Origin of the sequence: Reyranella humidisoli, assembly GCF_019039055.1 — a bacterium.
In the GTDB taxonomy this organism is placed as follows: domain Bacteria; phylum Pseudomonadota; class Alphaproteobacteria; order Reyranellales; family Reyranellaceae; genus Reyranella; species Reyranella humidisoli.
In genome coordinates this window covers 244,193-262,504 of sequence record NZ_JAHOPB010000001.1, presented here as the reverse complement: position 1 = coordinate 262,504, position 18,312 = coordinate 244,193, and the positions used below count along the sequence as shown (strand labels likewise).

Genomic DNA, 18,312 nt, shown 5'->3' with positions numbered 1-18,312 from the left:
CGCCCGGCGATCCGGAGTTTCAGCGTGGGAGGGAGGATACAGGGGCGTCTTTGGCAGGATCAAGGCGTCGGGCTCCTGCACCACTTCACAAATCAGGCAGAGGCTGCGGCCGCTGGGCGCGGAGTGGCCAGGATGGCCGGCCGCGAGGCGGTCGAAAGCATCGACTTGCCCGTCATTTCCGCAGGCTGCGCGACTCCCATCAGGGCGAGCAGCGTGGGCGCCACGTCGGCCAGCTTGCCGTCGGCCAGCGAATGGACGGCGGCCGGCGCGTTGAAGAGCAGGGCCGGCACGCGATTCAACGTGTGCTGGGTGTGCTTCTGGTGCGATTGCTCGTCGAACATCTGTTCGGCATTGCCATGGTCGGCGGTGACGAACATCGCGCCGCCGGCCGCCTGGATGGCCTGCATCAGCCGCCCGAGGCAGCCGTCGACCGCCTCCACCGCCCGGGTGGCGGCGCCGAGATCGCCGGTATGGCCGACCATGTCGGTATTCGCGTAATTGACGACGATCAGGTCGAACCTGCCCGAGCCGATCGCCTCGACCAGCCTGTCGGTCACCTCAGGCGCGCTCATCTCCGGCTTCAGGTCATAGGTCTTGACCTTGGGCGAGGGCACGAGGATGCGCTCCTCGCCGTCGAACACACGCTCCTCGCCGCCGTTGAAGAAGAATGTGACGTGCGCGTATTTCTCCGTCTCGGCGATGCGCAACTGCTTCAGGCCCGCCTTCGATACGGTCTCGCCGAGGCCCATCCTGATGATTTCCGGCGGGAACAGCGTCTTCAGGAACGGATTGAGCGCCGCCGAATAGTCGACCATGCCGACCTTCGTCGCGAAGTTGACGACCCGGTTGCGAGTGAAGCCGTCGAAGCGCGGATCGAGCAGCGCCGTCAGGATCTGGCGCGCGCGGTCCGAGCGGTAGTTGAACATCAGGAGGCCGTCGCCATCCTTCATGCCGGCATAGCCGTCGATCACGGTGGGCAGCACGAACTCGTCGTCGAGATTGGCGGCATAGCCCTTGTCGACGGCTTGCTTCGCCGTCGTCGCATGCTCGCCCCTGGCGTCGACCAGCGCGTCATAGGCCAGCGTCACGCGCTCCCAGCGCTTGTCGCGATCCATCGGATAGAACCGGCCGGACACGGTGGCGAAGCGGATCGGCAGGCCGGGCGTCAGGCCCGCCTGGATATGGTCGAGGCATTCCAGCGCACTGCGCGGCGGCATGTCCCTTCCGTCGAGGAAAGCGTGAATCCAGACCGGCACGCCGTGCCCTGCGAACAGGTTGGCGAGGAAGACGAGATGGTCCTGATGAGCGTGCACGCCGCCCGGCGACGCGAGGCCGATCAGGTGCAATGCCGCGCCGCTCTTCCTCAGCGTGGCGATCGTCTCGATGAGGATCGGGTTCCTGGCGAGCGAGCCATCCTCGATCGCATTGTCGATGCGCGGCAGGTCGGGCACGGCGACGCGGCCGGCGCCGAGGTTCATGTGGCCGACCTCGGAATTGCCCATCTGCCCCTTGGGCAGACCGACGAAGGTTTCCGAGGCGTCGATCAGCCCCTGCGGACAGGTGGCGACCAGCCGGTCGAAGTTAGGGGTGCGGGCGCCCAGGATGGCGTTGTTCGCGCGCTCGGGACGATGGCCCCACCCGTCGAGGATGCAGAGCAGGACCGGACGCGAGGCCTTGTCGGTCATTACGAGGCCTTCCGCGGCTGTGGCTGGGCGCGCTCCACGGCGTTGAACTTGTTGGGGCAGCTCAGCTCGCGCGGATCGGTGTTGGGATTCTGGTCGGGCACCTCGATGGCGCAGAACACGAACTCGCCGCGCGGCTCGCCATCGATGCTCACGTCGTAGGTGTAGGTGCCGGGCGGGTCGCCCGGAATGATGCACCACGACCGCTGCAGGACGCCGTCCTGCACGGTCTCGAGCATGCGGGTCGTGGCCTTGGTCTTGTCGGCGCTGACTTCCGTCTCGGGGCCGGCGATCACCTGCTCGGCCGGCTGCGAGGTGGTGAGGACCTCGCGCAGCGACACGACACGGTTGGGGCCGCCGAGATACATGCGCCAGCCGAAGCAGGCGCGATGGAACAGCAGAGGGATGGCGTTGGTCTCGTAGTGGCGCTGCTTGCCGTCCTCACCGGTGATCGAGACGTACGGGATGCTGCGCACACCCTTCAGGGCCGGCTTCTCGGCGGGATTGGCGGCAGGGGGCTTGGCCTGCGTCGTCGACTGGGCCATGGCGGCGCCGGGAACGGCAGCCAGGAGGAGGGAGGAGGAGGCGGCCGCGAGCCACCGGGAAATTGCGTGCATGACCGCCAATGTAGCCCCGGTTTTTCGTCAGAACAGAGGCAAAATTGCCGGTATTTCACGCCCGGTGATAGGGATGCCCGGCAAGAAGTTGCTGCGCCCGGTAGATCTGCTCGGCCAGCATGCCGCGAGCCAGCAGATGGGGCCAGGTCATGGCTCCAAAAGACAGGACCAGGCGGGCTTTCCTGAGCATCGCCTCGGTGTGCCCGTCGGCCCCGCCGATCAGGAAGGCCACGTCCGACACGGACGTGTCGCGCCAGCTCCCCAGGCGGGCGGCGAAGGCCTCGCTGTCTAGCACCTTGCCGCGCCGGTCCAGCATGACCAGCGTCGCGCCGGCCGGCGCCGCCTCCAGCAGCAATTCGCCCTCGCGCTGCATGAGCTGCGGGGCGGGGAGCTTCCGCTTTTCCTCGAGTTCCCGCAGCGTCAGCGGCCAGCGGATGCGGCCGGCATAGTGGTCGTAGAGATCGCGCTCCGGCCCCCGCGTCGCGCGGCCGATGGCGGCGATGGTGATCTTCAAGCCACGCTCAGGAGGCGCGCTTGCGCCGGGCCGCGGGCTTCTTCGCCGTCTTGGGCGCGGCGCGCTTGGCGGCCGCCTTCTTGACGGGCTTGTCGGCTGCCTCGTTCTCGAGCGCCCACATCTTCTCGAGCGCGTAGAAGGCGCGCGGTTCGGGGCGGAAGACGTGCACGACCACGTCGCCGGCGTCGACCAGCACCCAGTCGCCGGTCTGCTTGCCCTCGACCGGCGTGTAGCCGTGGCCGGTCTGCTTCAGCTTGTCGGCGAGATTCTCGGCGATGGCGACGACCTGGCGGTTCGAGCGGCCGGAGGCGATCACCATGTAGTCGGCGAAGGCCGACTTGCCCTTGAGGTCGATGACGACGACGTCCTCGGCCTTGTTGTCGTCGAGGGAGTCGCGCACCAGTTTCAGGAGCGCGTCGGAGGCTTTGCTTCGGTCGGGAAGCTGGCGGGTCTGGTCGGGGATGGTCTTTCCTTTCGCTCTGGTTCGGGGCGGGCGCACGGCGCGGATCGCCGTGGCCGAATGGGTATCCAGTCTGCTCGGGATAAAGCACCAGGCCGGCGGCTCGCAAGTGGCGAGCTGGCGGGCCTCGGCGGCTTGCAGCCGGAAACGCTCGAAGGTGCGCGGCGCCGGGGCGGCGAGGGCGGCATGGCTCCAGCCCGGGCGGGCGAAGGCGGCGATGGGGATGCTGCCGAACAGGTCGCGCCAGCCGGCCCAGTCGACGAGCTGGGGCAGGATGTCGGCGCCCATCAGCCAGACGAATTTTGCGCGCGGATAGACCCGCTTCAGCGCCCGCACCGTGTCGAGTGTGTAGCGCGTGCCGAGCACAAGCTCGGGCGCATCGACGCGGATCCTCGGATGGCGGGCGAGCTGGCGGGCACGGGCCACGCGGGTCGGCAGCGGCTCCATCCCGTCGCCGCTCTTCAGCGGGTTCTGCGGCGAGACCAGCCACCACACCTCGTCGAGACCGAGGCGCTTCAACGCCTCCAGGCTGATGTGCCGGTGGCCGGCATGGGCAGGGTTGAACGAGCCGCCCAGCAGGCCGATGCGCCGCGTCGTGGCGCGCGACACGCCCGGCATGGGGTGCAGGGTCACGGCCGAACTCTCACGGGCGCAGCGTACCCTTGCCGCGCACAATGTTCTTGTAGGTCGTGAGCTCGACCAGGCCTACGGGCCCGCGCGCGTGCATGCGGTTGGTCGAGATGCCGATCTCGGCGCCGAGGCCAAACTCGCCGCCGTCGGCGAACTGCGTGCTGGCATTGTGCATCACGATGGCGCTGTCCACCTCGCCCAGGAAGCGCTGCGCCGTGGCCTCATTGTCGGTGACGATCGATTCGGTGTGCTGGCTGCCGTAGCGCGCGATATGCGCGATGGCACCGTCGACGCCGTCGACGGCGGCGACCGAGATGATCGGCTCGAGATACTCGGTGCGCCAGTCCTTCTCGGTGGCGGCCAGAGCCTTCGGGTCGCGCTTCTGTACCTCGGCGTCCCCGCGCACCTCGCAGCCCAGCTCGTGCAGCCTGTCGAGTACCGGCTTCAGGTGCGTGTCGAGCGCGGCGCGGTCGATCAGCAGCGTCTCGGCGGCGCCGCAGACGCTGACGCGGCGCATCTTGGCGTTGGCCACGAGGTCGCGCGCCATGGCGACGTCGGCGTCGCGGTCGACATAGACGTGGCAGATGCCGTCATAGTGGCGCAGCACCGGCACGCGGCTTTCCTGCGTCACGCGGTCGATCAGCGAACGCCCGCCGCGCGGCACGATGAGGTCGAGCCAGTCCATGGCGCGCAGCATCTCGCCCACGGCGGCGCGGTCGGTGGTGGGCACCAGCGCCACGCAATCCTCGGGCAGGCCGGCGCCGGCCAGCGCGCGACGCAGCAGCTCCACGATGGTGCGCGAGGAATGGAAGCTGTCGGAGCCGCCGCGCAGCACGACGACGTTGCCCGATTTGATGCAGAGCGCGCCGGCGTCGGCGGTGACGTTGGGGCGCGCCTCGTAGATCACGCCGATGATGCCGATCGGCACGCGCACGCGGCTGAAGGCCAGGCCGCTGGGACGCTGCCACTGCTCGATGGTCGCGCCGACCGGATCCGGGAGCGCGGCGATTTCGTCGAGGCCCTTCGCCATTGCTTCGACACGCGCGTCGTTCAGCAACAGCCGGTCCTGCAGGGCAGTGGTCATGCCCGCGGCCCTGGCGGCTTCGATGTCGCGCGCGTTGGCGGCAAGGATGGCCGGCTTCTCGTCGCGGATCAGGCGCGCGGCATCCGCGAGCGCCTTGTTCTTGGCGTCGGTCGGCGCATTGCGCAGCGCGGCGGCGGCGGCCTTCGCGCGGCGGCCGAGTTCGGCCACGATGGCCACGGCGTCTTCCGCGGCGGGTTTGGTCTGAACGTTCATGGGACGCTCCGTCTCGTCACTCGACCACGAGGTCGTCGCGATGGACGATCTCGTCGCGGCCGCGGAAACCCAGCAGCCGTTCGATCTCGGCACTCTTGCGGCCGGCGATGCGTCGCGCGTCGTCGGCGGCATAGGCGACCAACCCGCGCGCCAGCACGCGCCCGCCGCGATCCTTCACGTCGACGACGTCGCCACGGCGGAACTCGCCGGCGACCGAGGTGACGCCAGCCGGCAGCAGGCTCTTGCCCGTCGAGAGCGCGCGCACCGCGCCGTCGTCGACGACCAGCGTGCCGGTCGGCTTGAGCGAGCCCTTGATCCACTTCTTGCGGGCCGACAGAGGCGAGGCCTCGGGCAGGAACCAGCTGCAACGCGCGGTGCCGTCGATCAGCGCGCCCAGTGCGCCGACATTGCGTCCGTCGGCGATCGCCATGCGGCAGCCGGCGGCCATCGCGATGCGGCCGGCCATCAGCTTGGTCACCATGCCGCCGTTCGACATCTCGGACGCCGCGACGCCCGCCATCGCCTCGATCTCGGGCGTGATCTCGCGGATCTCGGGAATGAACGTCGCCGAGGCGTCGCTGCGCGGGTCGCCGGTGTAGAGACCGTCGATGTCGGACAGCAGCACCAGTGTGTCGGCCGTGATCATCTCGGCGACGCGCGCGCCCAGGCGATCGTTGTCGCCGAAGCGGATCTCGTCGGTGGCGACCGTGTCGTTCTCGTTGATGACGGGAATGGCGCCGAGGCCCAGCAGCGTCGCCATGGTCTGGCGCGCGTTGAGGTAGCGGCGGCGCTCCTCCGAATCGTTCAGGGTCAACAGGATCTGCGCGACGGTGATGCCGTGCCGTGCCAGCGCTTCCTGGTAGGCCTGCGCGAGCTGGATCTGGCCGGTCGCGGCGGCGGCCTGGCTCTCTTCGAGACGCAGCGGGCCGTTCGGCAGCTTGAGGTGGGTGCGGCCGAGACGAATGGCGCCGGACGAGACCAGCACGACCTCGCAGCCGCCTTTGTGCAGGCGCGCGACGTCGTTGGTCAGCGCTTCGAGCCAATCCCGCCGGACCTCGCCCTTCGTCTCGTCTACCAGGATCGAGGAGCCGATCTTGACGACCAGCCGACGGGCGCCCGCAAGGGGTGTCATGCCGCTTCCCGGGAGGGCGCCCGCTGCTTCTCGACCAGCTTCATCAGCTCGTGCAGGAGCGGCGCCACGCCCTGGCGCGAGACCGCGGAGATGACATGCACGGTCTTGCGGCTGGTCTTCGCGAGCGCGGCGCGCTTGGCCTCGATGTCCTCCGGCGTCATGGCGTCGGTCTTGTTGAGCGCGAGGATTTCCTTCTTGCGCGCGAGGTTGCCGCCATAGGCCTTCAGCTCGCGGCGCACCGTGCGATAGGCGTCGACCACGTCGTCCTGCGTGCCGTCGACGAGGTGCAGCAGCGCGCGGCAGCGCTCGACATGGCCGAGGAAGCGCGTGCCGAGGCCGGCGCCTTCATGCGCGCCTTCGATGAGGCCGGGAATGTCGGCCATCACGAACTCGCGCGCGTCGGAGCCGTCGCCCACCTTCACCACGCCGAGGCCGGGGTGCAGCGTCGTGAAGGGATAGTCCGCGATCTTGGGGCGCGCGTTGGTGTTGGTGGAAAGGAAGGTCGACTTGCCGGCGTTGGGCAACCCGACCAGGCCGATGTCGGCGATCAGCTTGAGGCGCAGCCAGAGCGCCATTTCCTGGCCGGGCCAGCCCGCATCGGCGCGGCGCGGCGCGCGGTTGGTCGAGGTCTTGTAGTGCAGGTTGCCGTAGCCGCCGTCGCCGCCCTTGGCGATGATCACGCGCTGGCCGATCTCGGTCATGTCGACCAGCAGCGTCTCGTTGTCCTCGGCGAAGATCTGCGTGCCGCGCGGCAGGCGCAGCACGATGTCCTTGCCCTTGCCGCCGGTGCGCTGGCTGCCCATGCCGTGATGGCCGGTCTCGGCCTTGAAATGCTGGGCATATCGATAGTCGATCAGCGTGTTGAGGCCGTCGACGCATTCGGCGATCACGTCGCCGCCGCGCCCGCCGTCGCCGCCGTCCGGTCCGCCGAACTCGATGAATTTCTCGCGGCGAAAGCCCGCGCATCCGGCGCCGCCGTTGCCGGAGCGGACGTAGATCTTGGCCTGGTCGAGGAACTTCATGGGATGGGGTCCAGAAACGAAAAGGGGGAACGGCGAGCCGCTCCCCCTTCTCAATCCGATGGGATGGGAACGGCTATTCGGCGGCCAGTGCCGGCGCCGGGAGAACGTTCACCTCGACCTTGCCGCCCGCACGGGTGCGGAAGGACACGACACCGTCGATGGTGGCGAACAGGGTGTGGTCGCGACCGAGGCCGACATTCTCACCCGGGTTCATCTTGGTGCCGCGCTGGCGGACCAGGATGTTGCCCGACAGGACCTTCTGTCCGCCGAAGCGCTTCACGCCGAGGCGCTTGCCGTCGGAATCGCGGCCGTTACGCGAGGAGCCGCCTGCTTTCTTATGTGCCATCGTACTACTCCGGTCGCTCTGCTCAGGCGACGATCTGTTCGATCTTGACCACCGTCAGGTCCTGACGATGGCCGTTCTTGCGCCGCGAATTCTGGCGACGGCGCTTCTTGAAGATGATCACGTGCTCGCCGCGGGCCTGCTTGACGATCGAGCCAACGACCTTGGCGCCCTCGACGACCGGCGCGCCGATCTTGTCGCCGACCATCAGCACGTCGGTGAATTCGACCTTGGTGCCGGCCTCTCCGTCGATCTTCTCGACCGTGAGCTGGTCGTCGGCGGCGACCGTGTATTGCTTTCCACCCGTGCGGATAACGGCGATCATGATGACACCCGGCTTGAGGTTCCCCGGCCTGAAACGCCGAAAAACACGAAATAACGCGGCGGACCGCAGGGCCCGCCGAAGAAGCGCGGAATATACGCATGCCCGCTCGTGAGTCAACGCCGGAGGCGGGTCTGGCGGACGCCACGAATTGAACGCCGCCAGTGCTGAAAAGACAATCTTTTCAAGGCTCTGGAGCTGAACAGGGCCTCGCGGGAGGCGCTGCTGCCGTCCGGACAGCCCGCCCGCGCGCCGCCTGGCGAGCGATTCGAGCCCTTTTGAGACTTCGCGCCGCTGCCTGCGGGAAGCTGTTGCTCCTCCAAAGACGCCCGCCTATAAACCCGCGCCCGGAGGGGTGCTAGAGTGGTCGATTAGGACAGTCTCGAAAACTGTTGTGCGTGCAAGCGTACCGTGGGTTCGAATCCCACCCCCTCCGCCAGTGCCGCACGGGACAGCGTTCTCCGGTGAGCGGACTGAGCCCGAAGAAGCCCAATAGCGGCACGCATTTCGTCGACGATCTGTTGACCGGTCTCGGCGCCCTTGGAGGGCACCGGGTCCCAGCGACTGTTCCCCAGGCGACGCCCGACTGGAATGCCTGTCATACTGTTTGTCGATGTTGCTGAGAGTGACGCTCCCGTTCGCTGCGGCGCACTTCGTGAACCAGGCCGCGCGCACGGTGATGGCGATCGTCGGGCCGGTGCTGGCCGTGGAGCTTGGCCTGTCGGCGGTCGAGTTGGGGACGCTGGCCGCCTGCATGTTCGCCGCCTATGCCGTGACGCAGCTGCCGCTGGGGGTCGCGCTCGACGCCTTCGGTGCGCGGCGCGTCCAGGTCGCGCTGATGGCGCTGGCGGCGCTCGGATTCGCGATCTTTGCGCTGTCGCCGGGATTTACCGGGCTGGCTCTGGGGCGCGTCCTGCTGGGCGTCGGCATCTCGGCCGGGCTGATGGCGGTGCTAAAGGGCAATGCCGACTGGTTCGAGCGCCGTCGCGTCGCCCAGGTCATCGGCATCTCGACGGCGATCGCCGCGGTCGGCAGCATGGTCACGACCGTGCCGGTGCAGGCCCTGCTGCCGACGCTGGGCTGGCGCGGCGTCTTCTGGGTCCTGTGCGCCGTCACGCTCGCGGTCGCGCTCTGGATTTTCCTGGCGGTGCCCGAAAAGCCGCGCGGGCCGGGACCGGCGCCGACGCTCGGGGGCTACCTCGCCTCGAGCGCGCGCATCCTGGCGTCGCCGACCTTCTGGCTCTTCGGCCCGGCGGTCGCGACCATCTCGACCTTCAACTTCGCCTACCTCGGCCTGTGGGCCGGACCGTGGCTGCGCGACGTTGCCGGCATGGACGGGGCGACCCGGGCCGGCGTGCTGTTCCTCTACACACTGGCGATGATCGCGGGCAGCGTGCTGACCGGCAGCGCCGCCAGCCGCGCGGAACGGCTCGGCCTGCCGGCCGTGATCGTGCCCATCGTGGCGCTGGTCGCCGTGGTAGCGGTGCAGGTCGGGCTGATGTTGCAGCCGCGCGAGTTCGCGGTTGTGCTGGCGCTGTTTCTCGCGATGGCGCTGTTCAGCGCCGCCGGCTCGGTGGGCTACGTGGTGGTCAACCAGATGTTCCCGCCCGACCTGACCGGCCGGGTCTCGACGGCGACCAACACGGTGGCGCTGGGCCTGGCCTTCGCGGTCCAGGCGGCGGTTGGCTGGGTCCTCGACCTCTGGCCGCGCACCGATTCGGGCGGCTGGGATCCTGACGGCTACAGCTGGGCGCTGGGCACGACGGTGGCGCTGCAGGCGGTCGCGGCGCTGGTCATGGTGACGGCGCTGCGCCGGCGTCCCTGACGGGCCTGGTGGCCCGCGGAACGACGCGTATGCCAGCGGCAGGGGAGCGAGACCAGTGGTCAGGCAACAACGCACGCAGGTCGGCGCCCTTCGTCTCCGTCACGTCCGTCATCCTTCTGCGATCAGCCGCGCCAGGGCGGCCGGCTCGCTCAACATGGGGTAATGGCCGGTATCGAGCTCGTGCCATCGTGCCTTCAGCCGCTCGGCGGCGCGGCGCTGGTGCGCGACGGGCGGGTTCGAGCTGCGCTTGCACCAGATCACCGAGGCGTTCCAAGCCTGGTCCCAGAAGCGGTCCAGCTTGACCGGCGCCTGCATGGCGGCGATCGGATGCGGCGTGCAGCGCTCCAGCGCCCAGGCCCGCACCTTGGGCTCGAGATCGACGAACAGGCGCGTCTCGAAATCCTGGCGCGACGGGCCGGTGCCGAATTCGGTGTTCACGGCGGTCGGACGCTTCACGATATCGGGCAACGCCTCGCCGTCGCGCAGCGCCAGCGCATCGGCGAATACCACCCGTGCCACACGCTCGCGTGCAAGTTCGGCCGCACGCGCCATCACCATGCCGCCGGTGCTGGTGCCAGCCAGCACGACATCCTGCAGGTCCTGGTAGAACAGCAGCTCGGCGATTTCGGCCGCGTGGCTCTCGGTGTCGATGCCGGCGCGAAGCCCGCCCTTGCGCTCGGCGCACCCGTCGAGCGTCGGCGTCAGCACCAGATGGCCCCTGGTACGCAAGTGCTCGGCGGTCGTCTTCCAGATCCAGCCGCCCTGGTAGGCGCCGTGGATCAGCACGAATGTGGTCATTGCCCTGTCCCCTTCTTCACGGTGACGCCCGCCATCTGCTCGAAGACTTTGACGATCGCCGCCCCGTCCTGCTTGTTGAGGCCACGGGCACGCGCCATCTGGTAGACCTGCTGCGTGACGTTCGCGAGCAGCAGCGGCACGCCCAGCCGCTTTGCGAAGGCAGTCTCCAGTTCCTGATCCTTGTAGGAAATGTCGATCGTGCCGCCCGGCTCGAAATCGTCGTTCAGAATTCGCGGCACGCGCAGTTCCCACGCGGCACTGGCGCCGGTCGAGACGCGCACCACGTCATAGATCATCTGCGGATCGAGCCCCGCCTTGACGCCCAGCACCAGGGCCTCGGCCACCGCCACGGTGTTGACCTGGACCAGCATGTTGTTGACCAGCTTCATGGCAAGCCCATTGCCCAGCGGGCCGACATGAAACGTGCGGTTGCCCATTGCCGAGAAGAGGTCCTCGCACTTGGCAACCACGTCGGCGGCGCCGCCCACGATCACCGACAGCTCGCCCGACTGCGCCCGGCCCGTGCCGCCGCTCACCGGCGCATCGAGCATGGCGATACCCTGAGCCGCCAATGTGTCGGCGAGGGCGCGGGCGGCGAAGGGATCGATGGTCGCCATGCAGAGCACGATGTGGCCCGGCTTGGCGCTCTTGATGATGCCGCGCTCGCCGGCGATGACCGATTCCGCCTGCTCCGTGGTTTCGACGATGACGATGGTCCGCTCCACCGCCGCCGCCACGCCTTCCGCCGTACCGGCGAGTTCGGCGCCCTTGGCCCGGAGCGGCGCGGTCTTGGTCTGATCGATGTCGTGCACCACGAGCGCGAAGCCCGCGTTCACGAGATTGAGCGCCATTGGTCCGCCCATGGCGCCGAGTCCGATGAATCCGACCTTGCCGGCCATGTTCCTCTCCCTCGTCTCTTGCTGGCTGTCAGACGCTGCCCGTGACGTCGATGCCCTCGGGGCCCAATTCGGCTGCGGTGATCAACGCCGCCTTGGACACGAAGCGTATGGCTTCCTCGCAATCTCTTTTTGGTTGTGAGGATTGTGCGGGCCCGGCCGGGGGAGTCAATCAGACCACCGCCTGTCGTTTCGCTGGCCGCCGTGTCACGATCCCACGCCACGATCGCGGCTGAAAACAATGTCGGGGAAGCGAGGAGGACAGGCATGCAACCGGGGAAGAGACTGATCGGCAAGGTGGCGCTCGTGACGGGTGGCGCGTCGGGCATCGGTGCGGCGACGGCCAGGCTGTTCGCCCTGCACGGTGCTTCCGTCGTCCTCACCGACAGCAACGCCACACTTGGCAAGGCGATGGAAAAGGAGATCGTCGACACAGGCGGAACGGCGACCTTCGCGACGCAGGACGTGCGCCACGAGGCCCGGTGGGCCGAGATCGTGGCCGACGCCGAGAAGGCCTATGGCCGCCTCGACATCCTGTGCAACATCGCCGGTATCTCGGGCCGCGATCCAAAGCTCAACATCCAGACCAGCCTGACGGCCGGACCGCGCCTTGCCGACCAGACGCTGGAGCAGTGGAACTGGGTCATGGAGATCAACGCCACCGGCGTCTTCCTCGGCACCAAGGCCGCGGTGCCGGCCATGCTGCGGGCCGGCGGCGGCTCGATCATCAACATCTCGTCGATCTGCGGCATCGTCGGTTCGCACGCCAATGCCGCCTATCACGCCTCCAAGGGCGCGGTGCGGATCTTCTCCAAGGCCGCGGCGATCCAGTACGCGCGGGACAAGATCCGCGTGAACTCGGTGCATCCGGGCTTCGTCGACACGCCGATGACCGTGCCGGGCCATTCCAATCCCGACGTCGCACGCCAGCGCCTCGAAGCGACGCCACTCGGTCGCTTCGGGACGCCTGACGACATCGCGGCGGGCTGCCTCTACCTCGCCTCCGACGATGCCGCCTGGGTCACCGGCAGCGAGCTGGTGATCGACGGCGGCATGACTGCCAACTAGCGGATGGCTCGCTAATCGGGTCGGGCACGACGACGGGGATCTCGCGCGAACCGCGTATGGCCAAAAAACTGGATCGGCCGGGGAACAGTGATTCAGGCGGCATCGGTAGTCGTTCCTGAGGCGGCTGAATACAATTTCGCCGACGGCCCATGATGCCGTGGTCGAGTCGGTGCAGGGCAGGGGGCGATTATGGATTGGGCGCGTATCCTGGCCTGCGTGACAGTGCCGGTGGACCAGGAGCTGATGCTGTCCTTGCCGTGCGGTCGGCCGGCCTTCACCCGCACCTCTGGGTCGGCATGATGACAGAGACCCCGGAGCGCTGGCCCGACCTCGTGCTGGTCAACGGCCCGTCAAGTGCGGGTAAGACCACGCTTTGCCGCGCCCTGCAGGCGGCGATTCCTTCTCCCTATCTCGTCGTGGGCTTCGACGACTTCATCCTGATGTCCGCGCCACGCTACTATCGCGGCGCCGATACCGGTCGGCAGGCTGAACACGATGCGTTCACGGCGCTGGGCGTCGAGATGGTGACGACATCGGCGCCAGGAGCGCCACCTGCCGTCGTCGCGCGTTTCGGGCCGGTGTTCCGCCGCCTTGTACAGTCGATGGCGCCCGCGGTGCGTGCGCTGGTCGACGGCGGCAACCCTGTCATTTTCGACCATGTGCTGCACGACCGCGCCATGTACGAGAGCTTTTGTCGCTCGACGGCCGGGCTGGCTGTCTTCGCGATCGGCGTTACCTGCCCGCTCGGCATCCTGGAAGCCCGCGAGCGTGCCCGCGGCGACCGCGTCGTAGGCCGGGCGCGCGGACTTGCCGACATCGTCCATACGTTCTGCGAGTACGACGTGACGGTCGATACCGGAGCCATGGGAACCGAAGCGTGCGTGGCCATTATCCTCGAAGCCCTCGCCGCGCGCGCGCACGGCAAGTGATCTGGCCTGTAGAAGCAGTCCGGCGCGGAGGCTTTGCTCGAGAGCATGTCCGATCTGGTACCCGCGAGGGCTAGGTCCCTGGCCGCGATCGATGGATAGGGAGAGGTTTGGCTTCCCAGCAGACTTCCCGCACGGAGACACGTCCAACGGGGCACAACGAATAGGCATAAACTGCAGGACGTTGGATCCCAGGTTCCAATCCTCCGCCACTGCTACCTAACTGAACAGTCTCTCCCGCCTCGGCGGGGGCTCGAAAGCCCAACATCGGCGGGCTTTTCACGCCAGACCTGTTGACCGGCCCAGGCGCCAATAGGGCTGAATCGCTCTCTCCCAGGCCCATTCTCTCCCAAGCTGATGACTGCGGGATTTAGTACTCTTCTTGTGAGCGACCGATCTTGTTGGAGAATTCGGAGCGTAAATCTGCATGTTTGGCGGGTTCGGGCGGTCGGAGAGTGGGGCTGGGATCGGAGTTTCGCGCGGCACAATGACTCTCGGCCGCAAAATGGACCTTCGTCGGCACCGACGCGGACGGCGAACGCGCCGCGGCTATACAGCATGATTGAGACCTGCAACCTCAATGGCATCTCTGCGTGGGTGGTGCGACCGCGCAACCAGCGGAGCCGGAGCGACGGAGAGTTGGCCACCGGGATCCGGCGAATCTTCTGCTCCTCGCTCAAGACCGGGCGCACGGCACGCAAGATGTACTGGACGCGCGCGCCAGGGCGGACGTGTTCGATTACATCGAACGCTTCTAGAACCCCAGGCACAGGGACTCGACCATCGGGTATAGAAGCCACATGGAGTTCGAGAGGCAGGCGGGATTAGCTTAGCTTGGTGTCAACCAAACCGGGGGCAGCCCAGCTGGGGCCGGCGTTTGGCAGGATCCCACTGGAGCACGATAGCGACCGCTGTGCGGGCCTCTCTCTAGTCAGCGCCTTGGTGACTCACGGACATACCGGCACGACGGATACCCTACGGAATAACTCTGGTCCTCAAACGTCTTGCATAGTCTTTCGACGCGTATGAACATGAGTTTGAAGTGTCATTCATATGGCATTCAGCCGAGAGAATCTGGGTGCCCGAAGGTCACGTTGATCAGCGCTTTTGTGGAGTGGGCCCGCTCAATGCAGGAAAGCAGCCGCTAGCAATGTCGAGTGGCATCAGCCTCAGCGGCCGAAAGGGCGGCCCAACCTAGGGGCAATCGATGGACATAACCCGCAAAGACGGAACCGACGAGCTCTTGCGCGAACGCGAAGCACGAAGCCTCACGCTGATGATCAGCATCGGGTTGACTTGCTTCGTGGCTTGGGCTGCGTATATGGCGGTTCAGTTTTTCATCAAGCCGCATACCTACATCGACGCCCCTCGGGCAGTTGCCTATTTCGCTACTACAATCGGGCTACAGGTTCTCCTGCTGGCAGCTCTTCGTCGGCGTAGCTGGGTCGAGGTCGTCGGAGTCGTTGCGGCCGTGGGCTGTGGAGCGTTCGCAGCAATTACAGGCTACTTGGCGTGGCGCACCTACGCGTCGACAGCACCGGTAACGCTTCTGACTAAAATTCCGGTAGCTGCGGCAGGTCTTACCATGATTGCGCTCATGACGCTGACGCTGCGCCCGCTCCATGTCGTAATCGTTGGTGGCGGCGTAGCTGCCACCTTGGTCGGCTTCTATGGGGTCGCCGCGCACGATCCCGCTACCATCTTTATTTCCAATAGCGCGGAACCTTATTTTGGGCCGGCCGTCAGCACCACCCGCCTAATCGTCGAACTCCTGTGCGTCGTCGGCGCCACAAGCGGCGCCGCCATCGCCGTGTTTTTCGCCCGTCGCACCGTCGGCGAGGCCGTGGCGCTGCAACGTACTACTGACCAGCTCAGCCGTTACTTTTCCCCCGACATCGCCACGGGCATCCGAGACGGCGGAGAGGCATTTCTTCGCCCGGGGGGTAGAGAACAGGAGGTGGTCGTGCTGTTCAGTGATCTGGCCGGCTTCACACGCGCCTGCTCGGGGCTGCCAGCGGGTGAGGCGTTGGCAATGCTTTCTGAATACCAGGAGCGCATGGTCGCCGAGATCTTTCGTGCCGGTGGTACGCTCGACAAGTTTATTGGCGACGGCATCATGGCGACCTTCGGGACGCCGGTGCCGGTACCTGATGCCGCCGACCGTGCTGTGCGTGCAGCACGGGGCATGATCAAGGCTCTTGCTGATCTCAACCGCGACCGTGTGGCACGCGGTCAAGCGCCGCTTGTCCAACGCATCGGCATCCACGCAGGACTGGCTGTGGTGGGCAATGTCGGCACGCGTCAACGCTTGGAATTTACGGTCATCGGCGACACGGTGAACGTCGCAAGCCGCATCGAGAAGGCCTGCAAACAGTTTGGCAAGGCTGCGATGGTGTCTGCTGCCGTCGTAGAGCGACTGACCTCGGCTGCGGCACTGGAGTTAGTCGGTCCCGTGACGCTCGATGGACAATCTCAACCAGTAAAGCTCTATGCGCTGACGGAGCCGTGAGCCGCGTCACCTTGTTCGACTCCCAGGCGATGTCTGGGCGCATGGCGTGCGGGGGGCTTGGCCCCACTATTGGCATTCGGCTACAGCCATCAGCCGCATGGAGGGAAACGCTCAACTGGGCGGCTTGGCTTGAGCCGATCGATGCCAGGGTCGTCTGGATGGTGGGCCAACGGCGAGTGCTGGAAGTCGATCTGCTGGTTGGTTGGCCTGGCGCGGGCCGCGGCGCACGAGCACTGGCTCTATGCGCCCAGCGTCATCGCGTGGTGGCTGAATGGCTGTGCCGCTCCGAAGGGAGTGGGGCGCCGCGAACTGATTGGTCGTCTCAGATCTGTCAAGGAGAGGCAGGCATAGCCTCAGATGCCCTGAAAAAGGAACGGGCATGCGGCGCCTCAATCAGGACAGTTATGGCTTGGACGGGTGCCGGCGAAAGAACTGTCAAAGGATGGTTGGCTGGGTCCAACGGCCCCAGCGGCCACTACCTGGAAGGCCTTCTGCGATCGTCCGAAGCCGTATACTGGCAGGTTATGCTCCGGACAGATCGAGCGCCCATGGCAAGTCGCCAGGGCCTGGAAGCGCTCAGAGGGCACGTGACGGCGTTTGTCGAGGCGCTGGACGCTACCCTTGGCCGGCAGCCTTAGGTTCACCTTTTTCTTGGTCGAAAGGCGGCGTCGTTCTGGGCGAGTAGGGGAATCTTGGAGTGTTGAGTGCCACTGAGATGTTTTGATCCTGTCGCCAACTGCGACGTTCATGCTTTCGATCTCTCTCCGGAGTGCTGGCGGCAACTAAGAACTGACAACAAGCAGCGTCGCTGGTTAAGGATGAGCGCTTTCACGCCTCAGCAGTTCGACCTCGCGCAGATCATCCGCGTTCGGTCAAAAAACTCGAACGTGCGGAAGCCCAGCGTCCAAGCGGGGTAAGCATAGCGGTGCTGGAGATGGTCCGGTCCGATTTTGCGGACGGCTTATGATGCCGTCGCCGCGTCTGGGTAGTACAGGGGGCGGTTAGGCGCGCCGTCAGGGGGGAGGACCAGCTTACGCCCGCCGCGCTTGCGGACTATGAGGGCACCTTGATGGTCACGGCGCTGGCGAGGCACTCATCGGCTCCTGGGCGATCAATCGCCATCGTCGTGGCAATCCTTGCCGTCGACATCCGGGTCGGCCGTTCCGACGTAAAATCTGCATTCGCGGAGCCAGCCATGTCACGATTACCCTTCCTCGCCTGCGTGCTCCTTCTGTCGGTGGGGGGCGGTGAGGCCCATGGGCAGCCGCCGCCCGCGGCGGAGTCCGCCGCCGCCGCGCGAGCCCGCTGCGCGCAGCTGGTCGAATACTGGGATCGCTACAACGCCAGCAGGGGCGAGGGTGGTGGCAGCATGGATATGCCGCGTAAGTCCGCCATCTCCGACTGCGCGGCAGGCCGCACCGAAGCGGGCATTCGCACCATGGAGGACCTCCTGCGCCGCAACGGCTATGCGGTGCCGCCTCCGTGAGCGACGCATGATCCGGCGTCGCGCCGCCCACCGCTCTCTCCTTTTTCTGTCCGGTGCGCTCGTGGCGCCCCTCCCTGTGGCCTGGAGCCAGACCCCAGCCTTGCCTTCCCCGATCATCGACGATCTCTCCGATCCTGCCGGCCTGTCGGCGCCGGGCACACGCTGGCAGCTGGTCACCGACCAGGTGATGGGCGGTGTGTCGCGGGGCACGCTGACCCGAGAGACGGTGGCGGGACGTCCGGCGCTGGTGATGCGCGGCAACGTGCGGCTGGAGAACAACGGCGGCTTCATCCAGATGGCACTCGATCTGGCCCGCCCGGAGGCAGCGGGGAGCGGCACGCTCGATGCTCGGCGCTGGCAGGGGCTCGAGATCGATGCTTACGGCGCGCGGCAGTCCTACAGCCTGCACCTGCGCACCACCGACCTCGACCGGCCGTGGCAGTCATACCGGCAGGAGTTTTCGGTGAAGCCCGAGTGGCAAAGCCTGCGGCTGCCCTTCGCGGATTTTGTGCCTCATCGCACCGAGACGCCGCTCGAGCTGTCGCGTCTGCGCCGGCTGGGTATAGTGGCTATCGGACGCGCCTTCATGGCCGACCTCGCCTTGGGCGGAGTTCGCTTCTACGGCTGAGCGCTGCGGCGAGCGATTGGCGGCCGCCTACCTGTACAGGGGCCGTTTCTCCGCCCGGCACAGCGCGCTGTTCGATACCGGAACGCGTGGGTGATCGCCTTGACCAGCATGCTGTCGACGTGGGGCGCCGCTGCGCAGAGAACGTTGGATCCCAGGT

The 18,312-nt window shown here is 66.9% G+C and carries 16 protein-coding genes, 1 tRNA gene and 1 pseudogene; 7 read left to right on the top strand and 11 right to left on the bottom strand.

The annotated features are described in order from the left end of the window. Positions 1-92 precede the first annotated feature (92 nt). The 9 genes and pseudogenes from gpmI to rplU form a co-directional block, all read right to left on the bottom strand. On the bottom strand, positions 93-1,685 hold the full coding sequence (gene gpmI, locus KQ910_RS01285; protein ID WP_216956294.1) for a 2,3-bisphosphoglycerate-independent phosphoglycerate mutase: 1,593 nt from the start codon (positions 1,683-1,685) through the stop codon (positions 93-95). Further along, complete coding sequence (locus tag KQ910_RS01280; protein ID WP_216956286.1) at positions 1,685-2,227, bottom strand: PM0630 family protein; 543 nt, start codon at positions 2,225-2,227, stop codon at positions 1,685-1,687. Before KQ910_RS01280 ends, gpmI begins: the two co-directional genes overlap by 1 nt. A 127-nt stretch (positions 2,228-2,354) precedes the next feature. Next, a complete protein-coding gene (gene rlmH, locus KQ910_RS01275) occupies positions 2,355-2,813 on the bottom strand; it encodes a 23S rRNA (pseudouridine(1915)-N(3))-methyltransferase RlmH (protein WP_216956284.1) in 459 nt (152 codons plus the stop codon). Between the two features lie 7 nt (positions 2,814-2,820). Beyond that, on the bottom strand, positions 2,821-3,906 hold the full coding sequence (locus KQ910_RS01270; RefSeq protein WP_216956283.1) for a nicotinate-nucleotide adenylyltransferase: 1,086 nt from the start codon (positions 3,904-3,906) through the stop codon (positions 2,821-2,823). Between the two features lie 10 nt (positions 3,907-3,916). After that, entirely contained in the window at positions 3,917-5,200 is a 1,284-nt protein-coding gene (locus KQ910_RS01265) for a glutamate-5-semialdehyde dehydrogenase (protein WP_216956281.1), read from the bottom strand. A 16-nt stretch (positions 5,201-5,216) separates the two neighbouring features. Next, entirely contained in the window at positions 5,217-6,332 is a 1,116-nt protein-coding gene (gene proB / locus KQ910_RS01260) for a glutamate 5-kinase (RefSeq protein ID WP_216956280.1), read from the bottom strand. Next, positions 6,329-7,354, bottom strand: a complete 1,026-nt coding sequence (gene obgE / locus KQ910_RS01255) for a GTPase ObgE (protein ID WP_216956279.1) — start codon at positions 7,352-7,354, stop codon at positions 6,329-6,331. Before obgE ends, proB begins: the two co-directional genes overlap by 4 nt. 73 nt (positions 7,355-7,427) lie before the next feature. Beyond that, complete coding sequence (rpmA, locus tag KQ910_RS01250; RefSeq protein ID WP_216956278.1) at positions 7,428-7,700, bottom strand: 50S ribosomal protein L27; 273 nt, start codon at positions 7,698-7,700, stop codon at positions 7,428-7,430. A 28-nt stretch (positions 7,701-7,728) separates the two neighbouring features. Beyond that, positions 7,729-8,022, bottom strand: a pseudogene (gene rplU / locus KQ910_RS01245) (50S ribosomal protein L21); the annotation flags it as partial. Positions 8,023-8,368: 346 nt separating this feature from the next. Here rplU and KQ910_RS01240 point away from each other — a divergent pair. Beyond that, a tRNA-Ser gene (locus tag KQ910_RS01240) sits at positions 8,369-8,458 on the top strand. A 186-nt stretch (positions 8,459-8,644) separates the two neighbouring features. Then, complete coding sequence (locus tag KQ910_RS01235) at positions 8,645-9,844, top strand: MFS transporter (protein WP_216956276.1); 1,200 nt, start codon at positions 8,645-8,647, stop codon at positions 9,842-9,844. A 108-nt stretch (positions 9,845-9,952) separates the two neighbouring features. Here the strand turns inward: KQ910_RS01235 and KQ910_RS01230 are convergent, their stop codons facing one another. Together KQ910_RS01230 and KQ910_RS01225 are read right to left on the bottom strand one after the other, a co-directional pair. Continuing rightward, a complete protein-coding gene (locus tag KQ910_RS01230; RefSeq protein ID WP_216956275.1) occupies positions 9,953-10,642 on the bottom strand; it encodes an alpha/beta fold hydrolase in 690 nt (229 codons plus the stop codon). Continuing rightward, on the bottom strand, positions 10,639-11,541 hold the full coding sequence (locus KQ910_RS01225; RefSeq protein WP_216956274.1) for an NAD(P)-dependent oxidoreductase: 903 nt from the start codon (positions 11,539-11,541) through the stop codon (positions 10,639-10,641). The genes KQ910_RS01230 and KQ910_RS01225 overlap by 4 nt, the downstream gene beginning before the upstream one ends. Positions 11,542-11,805: 264 nt before the next feature. Between KQ910_RS01225 and KQ910_RS01220 the strand changes: the two genes are divergently transcribed. The 5 genes from KQ910_RS01220 (at position 11,806) to KQ910_RS01200 (ending at position 18,155) form a co-directional block, all read left to right on the top strand. Continuing rightward, positions 11,806-12,606, top strand: a complete 801-nt coding sequence (locus tag KQ910_RS01220) for an SDR family NAD(P)-dependent oxidoreductase (RefSeq protein ID WP_216956272.1) — start codon at positions 11,806-11,808, stop codon at positions 12,604-12,606. Between the two features lie 296 nt (positions 12,607-12,902). Beyond that, complete coding sequence (locus KQ910_RS01215; protein WP_216956270.1) at positions 12,903-13,535, top strand: chloramphenicol phosphotransferase CPT family protein; 633 nt, start codon at positions 12,903-12,905, stop codon at positions 13,533-13,535. Positions 13,536-14,739: 1,204 nt separating this feature from the next. After that, entirely contained in the window at positions 14,740-16,041 is a 1,302-nt protein-coding gene (locus KQ910_RS01210; protein ID WP_216956267.1) for an adenylate/guanylate cyclase domain-containing protein, read from the top strand. 1,195 nt (positions 16,042-17,236) lie between these two features. Then, the gene (locus KQ910_RS01205; RefSeq protein WP_216956265.1) at positions 17,237-17,527 is read left to right on the top strand and encodes a hypothetical protein; all 291 of its coding nucleotides are present in this window, start codon (positions 17,237-17,239) and stop codon (positions 17,525-17,527) included. A gap of 100 nt (positions 17,528-17,627) precedes the next feature. Beyond that, positions 17,628-18,155 carry a CIA30 family protein gene (locus KQ910_RS01200; RefSeq protein WP_229600287.1) on the top strand — a complete coding sequence of 176 codons (528 nt, stop codon included), beginning with the start codon at positions 17,628-17,630 and terminating at the stop codon, positions 18,153-18,155. The last annotated feature ends 157 nt before the right edge of the window (positions 18,156-18,312 follow it).

Bases quoted from the DNA above. Each gene is read 5' to 3' on its own strand.
- KQ910_RS01210 (WP_216956267.1), top strand. From the start codon at position 14,740: ATGGACATAACCCGCAAAGACGGAACCGACGAGCTCTTGCGCGAACGC.
- rpmA (WP_216956278.1), bottom strand. From the start codon at position 7,700: ATGGCACATAAGAAAGCAGGCGGCTCCTCGCGTAACGGCCGCGATTCC.
- gpmI (WP_216956294.1), bottom strand. From the start codon at position 1,685: ATGACCGACAAGGCCTCGCGTCCGGTCCTGCTCTGCATCCTCGACGGG.
- KQ910_RS01225 (WP_216956274.1), bottom strand. From the start codon at position 11,541: ATGGCCGGCAAGGTCGGATTCATCGGACTCGGCGCCATGGGCGGACCA.
- KQ910_RS01230 (WP_216956275.1), bottom strand. From the start codon at position 10,642: ATGACCACATTCGTGCTGATCCACGGCGCCTACCAGGGCGGCTGGATC.
- KQ910_RS01205 (WP_216956265.1), top strand. From the start codon at position 17,237: ATGTCACGATTACCCTTCCTCGCCTGCGTGCTCCTTCTGTCGGTGGGG.
- obgE (WP_216956279.1), bottom strand. From the start codon at position 7,354: ATGAAGTTCCTCGACCAGGCCAAGATCTACGTCCGCTCCGGCAACGGC.
- KQ910_RS01265 (WP_216956281.1), bottom strand. From the start codon at position 5,200: ATGAACGTTCAGACCAAACCCGCCGCGGAAGACGCCGTGGCCATCGTG.
- KQ910_RS01220 (WP_216956272.1), top strand. From the start codon at position 11,806: ATGCAACCGGGGAAGAGACTGATCGGCAAGGTGGCGCTCGTGACGGGT.
- KQ910_RS01280 (WP_216956286.1), bottom strand. From the start codon at position 2,227: ATGGCCCAGTCGACGACGCAGGCCAAGCCCCCTGCCGCCAATCCCGCC.
- KQ910_RS01215 (WP_216956270.1), top strand. From the start codon at position 12,903: ATGATGACAGAGACCCCGGAGCGCTGGCCCGACCTCGTGCTGGTCAAC.
- proB (WP_216956280.1), bottom strand. From the start codon at position 6,332: ATGACACCCCTTGCGGGCGCCCGTCGGCTGGTCGTCAAGATCGGCTCC.